Genomic DNA, 16727 nt, shown 5'->3' on the forward strand with positions numbered 1-16727 from the left:
CGAAAATGAAAAAAAGATATATATTACCTTTCTTGTTGTTGAGTTTAGGATCTTGCAAACAAGATTTCCTAAATCAACTGGATCCTAATGCCGTCACGATAGATGATTATTTTAGAACGGAGAATGATGTACAGCTTGCCGTAAATGGGATTTACCAAGCTTTGCGCTCCGGCAGCAATCTGGGCGAAGGCAGTGCTCTATACAGTGAAGAGCGATCGGACAATACCGGCCGAGATGATAATCAATCCAATGCCGGCGAACCATTTCAATTCAATGATTTTTCGATCTTGCCGAGCAATTCGTATCTGAAAACACATTGGGCAAATATGTACGATGGCATCTCTCGTAGCAATACGTTGTTGTCGCGCATTGATCAAGTTCCATTTGCCAATGACGAAACGAAAAAACGCTATATAGCCGAGGCTAAGTTTGTACGCGCTTTATTGTATTTCCACATGGTACGCAAGTTTGGCGATTTGCCTTTGTCTACTGTAGAAATCACGACGAAGCAACAAGCAAGCGAATTGGCATTTAGACAATCGGAATCGGTTATTTATACGCAAATTGTAGCCGACCTTACCGAAGCATTAGATAGCAATCTACCCAATACGCAGTGGGAATATGCCGTAGGCAGAACATCAAAAGCTGCGATCAACGCCATCTTAGGACAGGTGTATCTTACGATGGGTGCTACCATGACCGAAAATAAACAAGCCAATTTGGAAAAAGCCGAGCAACATCTTACCTCAGCATATGGTATGCGTACCTTTGGCAAATTGACGGAGATTCCTTACGAGCAAGTATTTGATGTCAATCAAAAAATGACCTGTAAAGAATTGGTTTTTCAGATTCAGTACTTGCAGGGCGATCAGATCTACAGCTCCTCTATCGCGCGCAACAATCAAGCGCGTGGCGAAACGATCAATTCCCAGTTCCCATCAACAGGCTTGGGTGGTAATGTAAAAATGGATCTGGTAAAAGACTACGAAACTGCCGATAGACGCAAAGCTTTTTCGATCAAATTTGCTAGCAGTCCACAAGTGAACGATTGGTTCATCACCAAATACCGCGACAATAGTGATGCTGCAGGCTCCCAAGGTTGGGGTGGCAATGATTTTATCTTAATTCGCTACGCCGATATCATGCTGTTGTTGGCCGAAACCAAAATGCACCTCAGCAAAGATGCCGAAGCCATTGCTTTGTTAGACGAGGTTCGTGAGAGAGCGGGCTTGCCTTCTTATGCTATTTCTAGAGCAGATGCTAACTATAACAGCAAGTACCCAACCTTGAAAGCAGCCATCTTGCACGAGCGCCGCGTGGAATTGGCCTTCGAAAATCACCGTTGGTACGATTTGATTCGCAATTATAATGCGCAAGAATTGGTTACTTACTTCCGAGCCAAGAGCCAATCAGATTATGGGAATGCACAGATTTCAAATATCAGCACAAAAGATCGTTATTATCCAATCCCGTTTGATGAATATCAGTTAGATCCGACAAGAATGTATCAGAATTCGGGATATTAGTACCTAACGGTCTATACGTCTTCAACATGAGGGGCATCCTTCGATTTATAAATCGAAGGATGTTTTTTTATATAAAAGAAATAATGTAGAAAAATGTCTACGTATCTATAAATATTTAAAAGAAATTATTATTCTTTAAAATTATTTAATACGTTTGTAAAAGAAATTAACAACCGTTTAAAAAACACTTAGCTTATAAATGTCGTAATATTTACTAAATAATTATCTACAATATGAAAATTATTTTACATTCCATCGTACTTTTATTTCTTTTATCTTGTAAATCAGAAAATTTAGGCAATCGTTCGCCTGGAGTTATTCAAGTCGGCATATCAGAGGTTTCTTTCGAATCGGAAGGAACTATAGGTAATCGAGCGGTCACGCCAACAGAGAGCACCATTCAGCGCAATACGATTGAGCTAAATAACAACTTATTAATGGTTGCCGAGCTACGACCAGTAGAACCTGTAACATTGGGGTTAAAAGATGGTGTTAAAGCAGCATTGGACACTACCGCTCTTTCCAATAATATCCGATATCGCTTGCTGGTATATAATCAGGCAGGAGCATTTGTAACCGAACGAAATTACATACACGGACAGGAAAGCAATACTGAACCCCTGATATTAGAAGGCGACAACACGTACACTTTCGTTGCGTTTTCGTTTAATAGTACGGCTGACGACTTACCAGCGGTAACTCCGGCCGCAGCCACCCGTACATTGGCCAATTCGCAAATAAGTGTTCCCAATACAGGTAGAACTGACTACATGTATTTTAGGCAGACGATGACTGTCGTGGAAAACACGATAAATCGTTTAAATATCGTCCTCAAACATCGAAAACCTCAGATCACGCCTACGATCAATTCCTCCCAAACAGGCTATAACATCACCGCTATCGCAGCTCATTTTACACCCCACAATGATGGTATGGGGATCAATCTATCCAATGGCACTTATACTCAAATCGGCTCTGTAAGTGAGGCTAATATTACATCATTTTCCTCGTTAAATACCCAAAATGTTGTAGGTGCACCAGCTATAATCAATGCCCCTAGTAATCAGGCTACTATTTTTACAATCACTTCTATGACAATAGGACCTTTAACTTTATCTAATTTGACGCCATTTACGAATCTAACCGTTTCACCGGGCGTTCGCTACAATCTCATTTTGAATATCGTACCAAGAGATGAATATACCACTTATGAGAACGTACCGGTAGCACGCATCAATGGTAGACTCTGGGCATTACATAATTTGGGAGTGAATACCACACTTAACCACAATCCCGCAACCATCACTCAAGCACTGCATGGCAACTATTATCAATTCGGCAGAAGTGCATTTACGGCAGGGCCAACAAGCACCACAACCAATAACAATTTTAGCAATGCGATACCTCCTCTTAATGGGTGGAATTTGGGAACGGAAGCTGCACCCAACAAAAACGTGACAAATGACCCTTGTCCAAATGGTTTTCGTTTACCAACCAGAACAGATATGCAGCAATTATTAGATGGTGTTGTCATCAGTCGTAGAGGCCCTTTTACTGAAGGCAATGCAAATTATAACTCTGCCGGCATACTAACTAGCAGAAGAAACTCAAATGTGGTACTGGTTTTACCAGCTCAGGGTTTTCATAACGTTACCGTACCAGGTAATGTATCTACAGGTATCTCTGACAGAGGAAGTACTTTAAACTACTGGACAAGTAATATTAGAGCAGATAGGCAGATTACTAGACTTTTAATCACTTCCACTTCAGATGAATTAAGCATACCTGGAAGTGCTTTAGGTTATTCGCAATCCAGACCTATTAGATGTACTGTCCAAATGCTATCGACCCTTCCGCCGCAATCTTAATAGTAATTTACTTTAGATGAAAATGTTAATCATCAGACATCTAACTCGCCGGATCAAACATTTTGTGAGTTGGATATTTCTTTTACTATTAAAAAAGACCTAACATACAGGCGGTTATATCCTATTTTTCGCATGTTATTCCATATCGCGAAGCCGAAATATGACTTTCAAAATTAGAATCACATTCTCATTATTATTTATCCTATGTAAATAATTATCCACGAAATTATATCCAATTTTGCGACGCGGTACGAACATATTGTATCACAAAATTATTCATGAAACAAATTATCACCTTTCCTATACTCCTACGTCTTGCCTTTATCTGGTTAGTAGTAATCGTTTATACACTTTTTGGCTCCAGTTTTATTGGCCCTTCTATGTCCTATACTACAGCAACGATTTCTTTTGCGGCGATCCTAATTACCATCATTGTGGCTTCCTTTGGCGTAGTAGCGCAGGCAGATAAACTGGCTCATTTGCTAGGCGAACCCTTTGGAACGCTCATCTTAACTTTATCAATCGTATCCATTGAAGTGGTTTTAATCGCAGCCGTGATGTTAGGCCCTGCCGAATCACCAAATATTGGAAAGGATTCTATCTTTTCAGTGATGATGATTATTATGAATCTGGTGATTGGTATTTGTATTTTAATGGGTAGTACGAAGCATAAAGAGCAGGAATATAATGCCCAAGGTACACTCACGTACTTTTCCATGATAATTATCTTAGGAGGCTTAGCACTGATTCTGCCGAACTTTATTGTGGGCAGAGGTTCGGGCGAATTTTCGATCGCGCAGGCTATCACGATTGCCAGTCTGGTGTTGCTGATTTATGCATTGTTTTTGAACTATCAAATGACCGACTACAGGCATTTATATATACAGCCGCAAGCGGGATCAATGCATATCCCCTATCCGCGTCAGCAGGAAATCACGACAGAAAAAGTAGCTTTAATAAAAGATTCGGACAAGACAGTGGTATCACGCCGAGAAATCTTGCTACGAATCGTATTGTTACTATTCATGATTTTGCCGATTGTATTTCTGTCGCATGAGATGGGCGTGGTAGTAGATTTTGGCATACAGGCGGCCAATTTGCCGCCCGCACTTAGCGGTGTGCTGATCGCCATTATCGTGTTTACACCAGAATCCATGACGGCCGTAAAAGCGGCGCTGAATAACGAGTTTCAACGCACTATTAACCTTTGTCATGGCGCCTTTGTATCCACGGTGGGATTGACCGTTCCTGCCGTATTAATCGTGGGATTAATCATGTCCAAAACCGTACGGTTTGGTCTGACACCGGCTGAATTAGTACTTTTTGTGCTCACGCTCTTCCTGAGTTTAATCACATTTCAGGGCAAACGTACCTCACCTATGCTAGGAATCATCCATTTGGCACTTTTCGCCGTGTTTATTTTATTATTGTTCAACCCTTAAGTGCCTCGTAGATTATTCACTACTCAGTCTTTTAATCCTCTTCACCATTGCTAATAAACAGTTCATTATCTTCTTGAGAAACAATCTCTAGGAAGCGATCATAATGTTTTAGCACATCGCTGATGAGTTCATTCTTCGTAAAATATTTCACATCATAGCCATCGCGCCCATCACCAAAATAGGTTTTGGGGTAATAGGTTTTGGTATGTTGTACGTCAGGCAAGTTGCTTTCCTGCATGAAGTATTCGGCGACGAGCTTGCGGTGGCATTTTACACCATAAACAAAATCGTCGACGGCTTCATGGGCGATGGAAATCTCAATTTGCAACGGATTCTCGGATTTGTTAATGGTGGCCACAATGCCATTCTTGTCAAATTCAGCTTGTAATTCTTTCAAAGCTGGCTCCACATGGTTATCGATATATTCCTGTATCGCAGATTGGCTCTTGAAGTTAACCATTTTCTGAAGTCGTTCTTTCCACGATTCTCCAGACCACGGTATGGTAGTTACGGAGAATTTACTATCGTAATAGTTTTGATCAATGACTAAGGCTTTCATCAACGAAATCGTAAACAGCACCATGATAATCGCAAAGGGTAATGCGGTGATCAAAGTCATGATTTGCAAGGATTGTAAACCACCAGCATTCAGGAGCATCAAAGCTAATAGCGCCAATAGTGCGCCCCAAAATATGGTTTGCCATTTGGGCGAATACTTTGCATTTTTGGTAGATATGGTATTCATGACTAAAATACCCGAATCGGCAGAAGTGACAAAAAAGATAATGACAATCATGATGGCCAGTGCACTAGCTATTTGAGAACCGGGTAGGTAATTTAAAAACTCAAACATCATCGAGTCTGGATCAGACACCAAAGCTCCTAACGCACCATTGGCCACCTGTGCATCAATCCAAATCGCGCTATTCCCGAATACGGTCATCCAGATAAATATGAAAAATGTCGGCAATATCAATACAGCCGCTATAAATTCGCGAATAGTGCGGCCACGGGATATCTTCGCTATAAAAAGACCAACAAATGGTGCCCATGAAATCCACCAAGCCCAATACAGGATGGTCCAATTATAAAACCAAGGAAGTGCTTGCTCATCGTAAATATGGGTATCAAACGTCAGTGCAAAAAAGTTATTAATGTAATTGCCCACTCCATCTGTAAATGCGCCGATGAGATAATTGGTAGGGCCAAAAAACAAGACAAATAGCATCAGCACAATAGCGGCAATAATATTGATATTACTCAATAATTTGATGCCTTTATCCACGCCTGATATGGCCGAAATAATAGACAAGGAGACCATTACAGAAACCAATATGGCCTGATAAAAGAAACTAGTTTCTGGAAGTACTCCCAACTTTTGCAAACCCGAATTAATCTGCACGACTCCAAATCCCAAGGTGGTCGTGATACCGAAAAAAGTACTACAAAGTGCAAAAACATCAATAGTCGTTCCCAAACGGCCGGTCATCTTATCTTTGAGTAATGGATACAAACAGCTTCGAAGAGACAGCGGCAACTTGTACCGAAAAGCAAAGTAAGCTAGACACAAGCCGACCAATCCATAAATAGCCCACGCGTGAATGCCATAATGGAAAAACGTGTACAATTGTGCATTCTTGGCGCGCAACTGGTAATTCGTTTCCGAGAAAGCCTCCGTGGTATAGTGCGTCATCGGCTCTGCCACACTAAAATACATTAAGCCAATTCCCATCCCAGCAGCAAAAAGCATCGCTACCCAAGAAAAGAAAGAATGCGTTGGCTTGCTATCGTTAGGCCCTAACTTAATGTTGCCGTACTTACTAAACGTCAAAAAACCTAAGAACAATACGAAAATCGTGATCGCCCAGACATAGACCCAGTTGAGGTTGACGAAAACAAATTCTTTGATGTTGGTTAATGCTGCTTCAGTGGCCTGCGGTAAGATCGCCGAAAATAGGCAAACACCAATGATAAAGATTAGACTGGGAATGGTAACGCCTAGATCCATGGAGGTTCTAAGTCCGCGCTTTTTTACTTTCATAACTTGCTTTGATGCGTATTAAACCGACGAAACACCGTATTTGTTTACATTTATTTCGGCAAGTATTAAATATTAAATGATTTGCGATGCACAACTGAATATCCTCTCATTTTTAATAGAAAACAGCGATAAATTTTTTAGATTTATTCTTTCATAGTCGAAAATAACCTAAAGCTAAACGTATGTCATTTCAAGCCTATATCGACAATATCCAAAAGAAGACCGGCAAATCTCCAGACGATTTTAAGAAATTAGCGGAAGAAAAAGGATTTCTACAAGACGGTGTCTTGACCGTGAAAGCCACGCAAATTACAGATTGGTTAAAAGATGAGTTTGAATTGGGGCATGGCCATGCCATGGCAATTTATGCCAGCATGAAAGGCAAATCCAGCTAATTACGCGCTAACTTCTTCGGCTTTGCTTTAGACCGTTTATTCCACCATACCATATAACCGGTAACGGGCAGACTGGCGCAGCCAAGTGCAATGAAAAAAACCAAAATCTTGGTAGGCAGACCGCCCATGTTACCCGTATGCAAATCAAAATTTAACGCGGCCAGCAGATCGCCTGTGGCCAGCGTGTCGTGCGATCGAATTTCTTTGATGCCTAGATCGTGTGTGCTTACATAATACCAACAAAACAAGCCACTACGATCTTCACGCAAGCGGATTTGTACATCGATCACAGGAGCATTGGGCTCGCGCAAGCGAACGGACATCATCCCTGCATCAGGATGCTGGTACAAGGCATAGGCAATTAAGTTGTCGATCGGCGCATCATAAAGCTTGTTTATGCACATTCCCACGTTGTCTGGATTTGCATTAATAGAATTAGATGCCGAAAAACGATTAAAAAAATCGCCGTAGGATTTCTTCCATTCTGGAAAACTAAACAAAAGACCGGTTAGGCAAAGTATCAAAGCAATTGGAAACACATAAAAACCCCACACATTGTGCATATCGTAGTTGAATCGCTTCCATTTTGCTTTTCGATCCAGCCAAATGCTACGTTTCAACGTTTTACCACGCCACTTTTTGGGCCACCAAAGTATCATACCTGTTGCCAACAGTATGGTAAAGATGATCGTGCTGTAAGCGACTAGGGCATGGCCATAAGTCTTGCCAAGCAAAAGGTTCATGTGCAGCTGCAAGATAAGCTGAAAGAACTCATTTTTAGAATCTTCGATTGCCACACATTCGCCTGTATAGGGATTCATAAACACGCGCTTGTAATAGCGAAAGTAATTCCAATGTCCCAAACCGTCTTCATCGGTATCCGATGCGCGAAAAACCCAACTGCGCCCCGTAGCGGGATACAAATCTACTCTAGATATTTCTTCGCCCGTAGGTATTGCAGCCTCTGCGCGTTTGATGAGTTCGGTCAATGGCAGCGGTGTCGCTTCGTGCTCTGGCTGTATGAAATACTTCTCTGGATACGCCCATAATTTTAGCTCATCATGAAAAGTGTAAATGGCACCACTTAGACTGACCAAAAAAACGACTAAACCGGTAAACAAACCCAGCCATTTATGTATCCAAAGTACGCTTTTCTTGAGCATATGCTAAAACGTATACTGCAGATTTAAAGATGCTAGCGCGCCTTCGCCACGCACATAGTTAGCAGCATTCGCTCCGTACTGGCTGTATACCGTATAGTATGTTTTGTTTAATAAATTAGCAACACCAAGACCCAACATCCAACTTTTATTTACGCGGTATGATGCATTGAAATTTAACAAATCTACCGGTTCGACGTCACCTTCATTCGCTCTAAACACGCCGCTGGCATTATGCTCGAAACGAGTCCGCGAGCCCGTATGCACCCAAGAAAGTTGAAAAGAAAGATCCCTTCGTGGATTGAAATCCAAGTACCCTGTTGCTTTTGGAGGCATAATACGACTTCCATTAAGTGGCGTTTTCGTACCATCTGCTGCCTCCACCTTTCCTTCTACATAAGAGTAGGTACCTCCAATCGTCCATTGCGGTGTGATTTTAATATCAGCTGCTGCCTCAAATCCGTGAATACGCTCTGGTGCTCTTTGCGACACAAAAAAACCGGCATCATTAGCCACTACACTCAACCCTAACTTCGAAGTACTGATAAAATACGCTGCTGAAAAATGTATATTGTTCCATTGACTGGAAAATCCCGCTTCATAATTATTGGTCACGATTGGATCGGTCTGTACCCGTGTCAAATCGCTTTCGGTGGCATTGCGCACAATACGTCCCAATTCGTTAATGGTAAAACCTTGAGAAAAACTAATAAAAGGATTGAAAAGCGCATATTTGCTATAACGCAATCCCGCATTAAATGTCGCCGCACTATAGGGAACTTCTCCACCTTGTACCGCGACGCTTCCTTCACCATTTGGGCCGGTAGCAAGCGTGCTGAAATCATTGATTTTCACATTGGCATTTTCGTAGCGAACCCCACCTTTAAAAATCAATTGATCCACTAAGTTTAATGTTACTTGCGCAAATGGCGCATAATTAATCATGTTCATTTTTGGCACGAATACCCGACCATCTGTGAGATCCTGAAAAGTCACATCGTGTAGTACATCAACACCATATGTTATCTCAGATGGCATATTACCTAATTCAAAAGGTGTATTTAAATCGACACGCAATCCCTTTTTGTTAGAGTTGATCATCGTTTGTCCCGGACCAAACCAAGAGGGTGTTTCTGCTACGTAACGATTCATCGAACTAAAACTATTGACAAAAGCTGCTGCATTGAGTGAGGTATTTCCAAAAATTTGGGCATTGCGATAGCTCAACATGGCATTATGATTAAATCGCGTACCTGTCTTAGCTCCTGGATCTGTGCCACGTACGCCAATGGTCGGTTCCTCACCGTAGGTGCCTATTTGACTAATATACCGCGCATCCTGCAAGCTATTGAAGAAGTTATAGACCAACGTCAGATCCGATTTTGTATCGATATCGTAACCTACTTTCATAAAAGCATTATATTGTCTGTTGTTGGACAAACCATCGGTTTGTCCGAGAGGCAAGCCTTCTCCATCCCGTTGCAAACCGGTATAATCCATCACACCGCTTACCGCATAATTCCATTTATTGCTGCGGCCATACAGACTTTGCGCGAATCGATATCCACCTGTCTCACTTGCTTCTCCGGGCGCTAAAGTACCACGCAACGTCGTTGTGCCACCAATACTTGATGCATTTGGGTCATTCTTTTTGGTAATGTAGTTAATAACACCACCGGCAGATCCATTCCCATAAATAGAAGTTGCCCCTTTAATAACTTCTACACGTTCTAATACTGCCGGATCTACCGATCGCATGTCGCGTGCGCCATTCATTAAAGGAGTAGACTGTGGAATACCATCTATCAAGATTAATACGGCACGACCACGCAGCGTTTGTCCAGCATTACTGCCTTTTGCGGTCGATGTTCCCAAACCTGGAATGGTATTACCCAGCACACTCGCAATATTTGTGCTGATCTGACTTTGCATTTCAATATCACGCGCATTCAAAATCGATATAGACGAAGGTACGTTTGCGATACTCTCCGGCTTTCGGCCTGCCGTAACGACAACCTGTTCCATGCGTTGACCGGATCCTAATGTGAAATTGATCTGCGCTGTAACTGTATCCAGCTGCACATTACGCACTTGATCGGAATAACCGGCTTTACTGATTCGGATTTGAAATTGTGATCGAGTGGGACGATCAAATGAAAGTATGCCATCGCGAGCTGTCTTTCCTTGTGAGTGCGAGTCTACCCAGACTTGCACATCTGCAATGGGTTTAGCAGTGATATCACGCACAGCAACTTGTAAGAGTTGCGCTAATAATCCGTTGCAAACCAATAACAATGTCATTAAAATAGTAATATGCCGAAAGTAGGATGAGATAGACTTCATTTATTTAGACTCGTTTTAAATAGATCGCAAACTTACAAAAATCATTGTAATACTATAATTCAAATCGAAAAAAAAACCATCAGATTTGATTCTCGAATCAAGTCTGATGGTTAATCTATTTTAACAAAGTAAATAAATATCCAAGGCTGGATCTTATTACCAATTATATCCAATCGAGAACATCACATTTCTTGGTGTACCAACGAATCCGCGCGTGTAATCGAAACCTCCAAGGTAATAGTAACGATCAAATATATTGTTCATATTTACCGAAACACGTAATCGATGTATGTGATAATATAAAGCGGCATTAGCAATGGTATATGCTGGCCATTGATCCCAAATCATCGTGCCCGACTCGTCGGTACGCGCTGCATTGTCCATCCGGCGGCGATCTACATAATTCACACCAACTCCCATTCCTAAACCTTTGAATTTTGTTTCGGAGAATAAGTACTTCAGCCAAACACCCGCCATATTTCTGGGCGCATTACTCAAAGATTGTCCTTCTTCTCCAACTAAGTTAGAGGCGCGTACTTCGGTATGGTTAAAGGTGTAATTGGCCATTACTTGAAATTCGCGACTGATCTGACCGCGTAAATCCAATTCTACTCCTTGCGAAATCACGTGACCCGACTGGCGATATACGGGAAATCCCGCATCTGACTGGGCTCCGGTTGCTAACAACATATTGCGTCGCGCAATATGAAACACAGAAAGCTCCGTCTGCAATTGATTCTGAAAAAAGCCTGTTTTGAAACCCGTTTCTACCTGATAACTATCTTCCGCAACGAAAGGTCTGTCGGCACCATAGTTCGCAAAATTATAAATAAAATCAGCACCTACCGGAATGTATCCTTTGGAATAACTCGCAAAATAATTGATCTGCGGATTCACAATAAACGTTAACCCCGCGCGCGGCAGCCACACATTTTGAGAAGTAGAGAAGCTCGATTGCAGATCGGCACTGCTCGATCGGTAATATTCATGGCGCAAGCCCAAGATCAACTGCAAACGATCTGCAATGGATACCTGATCTTGCACATAAAAGCCATAGCTCTTATACGGATTCAGGAAAGGAAACTCGGCCTGTGGTCGCCACACATACGAGGACACATCGATCACGGGCTGTGCCGCCGCATTGAGATCGATGGTTAAAGGCACTTCGGTATCTCCTATCCGACGCAAGCGCGCTTCGCGCAAAATATTGTCTGGATCACCTCCATATCCGGAGTAATCTACGCCCAAGACAATACGATGCTGATGTCCAGACCTGTCAAATGCGTACCGCAAATAACCGACGACATTGTCCGTATAATCCGTCGCTTGTTTAGACTGAAAACGCATGTTCATAATGGTATTCTCCGGCGGATTGGCAAAGGTGTTTAGTGTACGAAACTCATTTAATTCTTCTTTATAAATAGATTTCATATAGCTAGCATGCAAGGTCAACGAGGGCGTAATCTGTTGCGTAAGCCGACCAGCGAAGGTCAGAAAATTAGTCCGCAAGAAATCCGATGTTTGATTGACATTATACGCGCGTGACTGTCCAAAAAAATCATTGTTGCGAATACCCAAACCACGATCCAAATAGCCATCGAAGTTATCATAGGTCATATCCACATCGATTTGTGTTCCTTCGACCGGTTTGAAAGTGAAGGAAGGCGCTATCAAAATACTTTTGCGGCTATTTTTGTCGCGAAATGTACGCGAATCTTCATGAGCTATATTGAGCCGATACAAAACTCTTTTGGAAGAATCGAGCGCGCCGCCAATATCCAAACTCGAACGAAATGTCTGAAAACTACCCAAAGAAAAGGATACCGCGCCATGCCGATCTTCTAACGGTTTTTTGGTCACCAAATTGATCGTCCCTCCGGGTGCAATATCACCGAAAAGCGACGCGCCAGGACCTTTCAACACTTCAATACTTTCTAGATTGGCCGTAAGAGGCGTACGCCAAAAACTCGTGCCGTATCCGTAACCTGAGCGCATGCCATTGACCAAACGAAAACCCGTAGTGTAGCCACTATTGAAACCGCGAATGGTGAGATCATCGTAAGCAGAAGCTTGATTCACACCAGCCAAATCTTGCACCATATCAGTAATCACAAAGGCTTGTCGATCTTCCATCAATTCCCGACTTACTAAGGATACAGACTGCGGAAGCTCTTTCAATGCCCCAGAAAACTTACCACCCAATTCCGTCTGATTAATTAAGTACGAATTATTCCGTCGGCCGGTGACCAATATTTCTTCTACCGCTACTTCTCCAGCAAATAACTGCACCACCAAGCCGATATTGGGATTCCAATTTAAGGCATCCACCGTGATTCTTTTCGGTTGATATCCCACGATTTGGAAATGCACTTGCGTTGGTAATGAAATGGATCGCGGAAAGCGATAGCTACCATCGGCCTGCGTTTGCACGGCAGAGTGGCCGTTTACCGAAACTGTAACTCCTTGCAGGGCTTTTCCATCCGCTTGTAGTACTTTTCCGTACAAGCTAGCGACGGATTGAGCATATTGTTCTGTACTAATCAATACGAGGAGTAGGAGTACGATCGACCGAAAGATCAGATTTAATTTCATTTGGTGGGGTTGAGAAAGTTAATCGTTGGACATACTGTAGGCCATGTGTATGGTTTCAAAATCGTCATGCTTACAAGTAAGTAGCTCTCGAAAGCCTTGTTGTTTCCAAAAAAGCTTCGCCCCCGGCAAAAATGGGTGCGTATGCAAGTACAATGTTTCTATGTTTCGGTTGGCGGCAACCTCACGCAACGATTGCACTAAGCGACTGGCCAATCCTTGCCGACGCCAATCTGGATCAACAAATAGTTTGACCACTTCAGTCACTCGCCGATGGTAGAAACTAAAATCTTCAAAACGTTCATCGTAAGTCAGCATACCGATGGTGCCGATCAGCTGACCGGTTTTGTCTCTGGCTTGCAGAAATGCACCGTCCGTATTTTTGATGAACGTTTCTGCAAATGTAGCCAAGTCGGGCGGCACCATACTATGATCTAACATCGGGAAAAGATGTCGCCTTGCCTCGCGGACAAAAGCAACTACTTCATCAATCTGTGCATGATCAACTGAATTGATCGTTATAACTGCTTTATTCATGCCGTGAGGATATTCGGGGTACAATCAGATTTTTATCGCCATGCTGTATCGCTTCCAGCTGCACTTGATAAGCATCTTCTAGCATTTGGTGAATCTCCCCAACAGATAATCCACTGAGCGAACGCAGTTGCTTGTGCTGCATGAGGAACAAACGCTCACCATACAGCAATGCCAGATTTGGATCGTGCATGATGCACACAATGCTTATTCCATCCGCCGCTAGGCGCTTGAGATTTTCCAACACCTTGACCTGATAGTGCAAATCCAAGTGATTAGTGGGCTCATCCAACAGAATAATATCGGGATCTTGCACCAGCACACGGCACAATAATACCAGCTGGCGTTCGCCACCAGAAAGCTGCGTGTACGGACGATCTTTGTACGACCAGAGATTAAACTGTTGCAGTACATCTTCTACTCGTTGACGATCTTCTGCGCGTGGCGCAAAACGCGTAAACGAGGCTCGTCCAGTCATCACCACATCAAATACCGAAAACGGAAACGTAGTTTGGTGAAATTGACTCATAAAGCCAATCCGAACATCCGAAGCACGTTGTCGCTTAATATTTTTACGTTCGATGCCATTGATCGCAACATGACCTTGATACGCATTTTGCACTCCCGACAAAATCTGGAACAAGGTGGATTTTCCGCTCCCATTGCGCCCCAGAATTATGGAAAGTTCACCGCGGATAAACGAAGCATCTAGTTGATGAATAACCTGCTGCTTTCCGTAGCCGAATGATAATTTATCGATCGTAATCAATTCCATTAGGCGTTCCAGTTTATGGCGTTTTTACGCATCAAATAAATAAATAGCGGCGTGCCCAACATCATGGTGAATACACCGACCGGAATTTCGAACGGCAATAGCGTCCGCGAAAAATCGTCTATCAATAATAAAAAAGTGCCGCCGATAAAGATATTCGCCCACACGCCTGATGCATTGCTTGGGCCAACCAACATACGGCTAATGTGTGGCACAATCAATCCGAAAAGGCTAATCATCCCCACCGCAGCAACCGATGAAGCGGTAATCATAGTAGCAGCGCCAATCATCACCAGTTTGATGATTTTTGGATCTACGCCAACCGCAATAGCTTCTTGCTCGCCCAAAGCCAGCAAATCCAATTTCCAACGTAAGGCCAAAATAATGGCAATGCCGATGGTAATGGGGATCACGGCAGTACGCACCTTTGCCCAAGAAGCGGTATGTAAATTTCCCATCGTCCATTGGACAATGGATTGCAATTTATACGGATCACTGAGGTATTGCAATACGGTCAAAAAGGCGGTAAAAACGCCAGAGATAATCATCCCCGCTAACACCATCGTCACGAGCGAACCTTTTGCACCTGTATACGAAACCAGATACGTGATGACCACGGCGATCACGCCAAACACGAAGGCAGATAAGTTAAGTGGAATCAGAGAAATCAACATGGATAAGGCTGCGCCAAATGCTGCGCCCGAAGATATTCCTAACGAGAATGGATCTACAATGGGATTGCGAAATACCGCTTGTAAAACTCCGCCGGCCACGGCTAGTGCCGCACCCACCATAAAAGTCAACAAAATTCTAGGCAAGCGCACTTGCCAGAGAATCGTCTCCAGATTTTGATCGGCCACAAGCGTTTCTATGCCCAGCGACGAAGCGACGGCCGCATAGATATAATACAACAAATCCGGTATGCTCACAAAACCGGTACTTCCCAATCCTAAGGAAAGTAATAACACCACGATAGGTACTATGACCAATAAGCTTATTTTCCAAACCTGCATTTATTCCAAGCTCATGTTATTTTCATATAAGAAACCGACGACTTCTTGCAATTCTTGTTTAAAATCTTTGTCGGTGTATTCGGGATAACCCCAATGCCGCAGCTGCTTTGCAAACAGCAAAAATTTGACGGTGTGTGGATCGAAGAAAAATGTGGGTTCCATGGCAAATACCTGTTTGTTCACGACCGCCGGTAATGCGGCCAATTCTGCCAAGCTGTATACATCTTCTACATCCGAATTCCACAAAACGATCATATCTGGATTCCATTTATAAATGGATTCTGCGCTGACATTGGGCGCTTCTAATGCTAGCGGACAGGCATTCACCAAACCAGAAACCTGAATCGATAAATCGACCAACGAACCGCGCCCAGAGGTAGAGAATATGCGACCCTTTGACCAAGCATAATACACACTTTTGCGCACGGAATCTGCTTCAGTCGCCATTTCATCAACTGCCCTGTCAATGTAGGCAACAATATCTTCTGCGCGCTTTTTCTTTCCGATCAACGTACCTACGCCAACCAACTCATCATAAATATGTGCTTTATCTTTGCTGGAAACGACAAAAACCGGAATATCCAACCCTTCGAGTTGTGCAATGGTTTCGGTATCGTACTCATACACAATCGCCAGATCGGCCTGCAAACCGATCACCGTCTCTACCTGTGTAGACCGGCCACCAAAAGTGGGCGTGGCAATCTCTTTGCGCGCAATGCGTGGATCCACTTTCGACAAAAAATGATAGGTGGAAGGATTTTGATACACCTGCTGTGGTATGCCTACTAATTTATCGCCTGCACCGAGCATGTACATCTCATCGACAAATGGTTCGAATAGCACAACAACGCGCGCTGCGTAATGCGGCAACACGATTTCCACACCACGCGCATCGATCGCCTTGACGCTAACAACCGAGTTATTGCCTGCTTCTCTATCGCCGCAACCGACGATCAGTCCAACGCCTAAGACTAGCTTACAAAAAACTAGAAAACTAAAAAACACCTTCGGCATCTGATCTCTTATTTTGTATTATTTTTTCCT

Annotated in this window: 12 protein-coding genes; 4 read left to right on the forward strand and 8 right to left on the reverse strand. The window is 43.0% G+C overall.

The features are described 5' to 3' along the window. Positions 1-5: 5 nt before the first annotated feature. The 3 genes from AC3IRT_RS12960 to AC3IRT_RS12970 all read left to right on the forward strand — a co-directional run bounded on the left by AC3IRT_RS12960 (position 6) and on the right by AC3IRT_RS12970 (position 4836). Positions 6-1526, forward strand: a complete 1521-nt coding sequence (locus AC3IRT_RS12960) for a RagB/SusD family nutrient uptake outer membrane protein (protein WP_489393634.1) — start codon at positions 6-8, stop codon at positions 1524-1526. Between the two features lie 437 nt (positions 1527-1963). Beyond that, the gene (locus AC3IRT_RS12965) at positions 1964-3394 is read left to right on the forward strand and encodes a fibrobacter succinogenes major paralogous domain-containing protein (protein WP_489393635.1); all 1431 of its coding nucleotides are present in this window, start codon (positions 1964-1966) and stop codon (positions 3392-3394) included. Between the two features lie 278 nt (positions 3395-3672). Continuing rightward, the gene (locus tag AC3IRT_RS12970; protein ID WP_489393636.1) at positions 3673-4836 is read left to right on the forward strand and encodes a calcium:cation antiporter; all 1164 of its coding nucleotides are present in this window, start codon (positions 3673-3675) and stop codon (positions 4834-4836) included. A 31-nt stretch (positions 4837-4867) separates the two neighbouring features. Here AC3IRT_RS12970 and AC3IRT_RS12975 read toward each other — a convergent pair whose 3' ends face one another. Beyond that, positions 4868-6877, reverse strand: a complete 2010-nt coding sequence (locus AC3IRT_RS12975) for a BCCT family transporter (protein ID WP_489393637.1) — start codon at positions 6875-6877, stop codon at positions 4868-4870. Between the two features lie 182 nt (positions 6878-7059). Between AC3IRT_RS12975 and AC3IRT_RS12980 the strand changes: the two genes are divergently transcribed. Further along, positions 7060-7272, forward strand: a complete 213-nt coding sequence (locus AC3IRT_RS12980) for a DUF4287 domain-containing protein (protein ID WP_489393638.1) — start codon at positions 7060-7062, stop codon at positions 7270-7272. On the opposite strand, the gene AC3IRT_RS12985 is transcribed toward AC3IRT_RS12980, so the two are convergent. The 7 genes from AC3IRT_RS12985 to AC3IRT_RS13015 form a co-directional block, all read right to left on the reverse strand. Beyond that, a complete protein-coding gene (locus AC3IRT_RS12985) occupies positions 7269-8435 on the reverse strand; it encodes a PepSY-associated TM helix domain-containing protein (protein WP_489393639.1) in 1167 nt (388 codons plus the stop codon). The two genes, AC3IRT_RS12980 and AC3IRT_RS12985, sit on opposite strands and share 4 nt — an antisense overlap. 3 nt (positions 8436-8438) lie before the next feature. Further along, positions 8439-10733 carry a TonB-dependent receptor gene (locus tag AC3IRT_RS12990; protein WP_489393640.1) on the reverse strand — a complete coding sequence of 765 codons (2295 nt, stop codon included), beginning with the start codon at positions 10731-10733 and terminating at the stop codon, positions 8439-8441. 198 nt (positions 10734-10931) lie between these two features. After that, positions 10932-13367 (reverse strand): TonB-dependent siderophore receptor, encoded by a 2436-nt coding sequence (locus tag AC3IRT_RS12995; RefSeq protein ID WP_489393641.1) that lies wholly within the window; start codon positions 13365-13367, stop codon positions 10932-10934. A gap of 18 nt (positions 13368-13385) precedes the next feature. Then, on the reverse strand, positions 13386-13901 hold the full coding sequence (locus tag AC3IRT_RS13000) for a GNAT family N-acetyltransferase (protein ID WP_489393642.1): 516 nt from the start codon (positions 13899-13901) through the stop codon (positions 13386-13388). After that, positions 13894-14673, reverse strand: a complete 780-nt coding sequence (locus AC3IRT_RS13005; RefSeq protein ID WP_489393643.1) for an ABC transporter ATP-binding protein — start codon at positions 14671-14673, stop codon at positions 13894-13896. The genes AC3IRT_RS13000 and AC3IRT_RS13005 overlap by 8 nt, the downstream gene beginning before the upstream one ends. Continuing rightward, positions 14673-15683, reverse strand: a complete 1011-nt coding sequence (locus AC3IRT_RS13010; protein ID WP_489393644.1) for a FecCD family ABC transporter permease — start codon at positions 15681-15683, stop codon at positions 14673-14675. The genes AC3IRT_RS13005 and AC3IRT_RS13010 overlap by 1 nt, the downstream gene beginning before the upstream one ends. After that, positions 15684-16697 (reverse strand): ABC transporter substrate-binding protein, encoded by a 1014-nt coding sequence (locus tag AC3IRT_RS13015; protein ID WP_489393645.1) that lies wholly within the window; start codon positions 16695-16697, stop codon positions 15684-15686. It lies immediately after the preceding gene. Between the last annotated feature and the right edge of the window lie 30 nt (positions 16698-16727).

It is taken from the genome of Sphingobacterium sp. KH_072 (genome assembly GCF_057837975.1).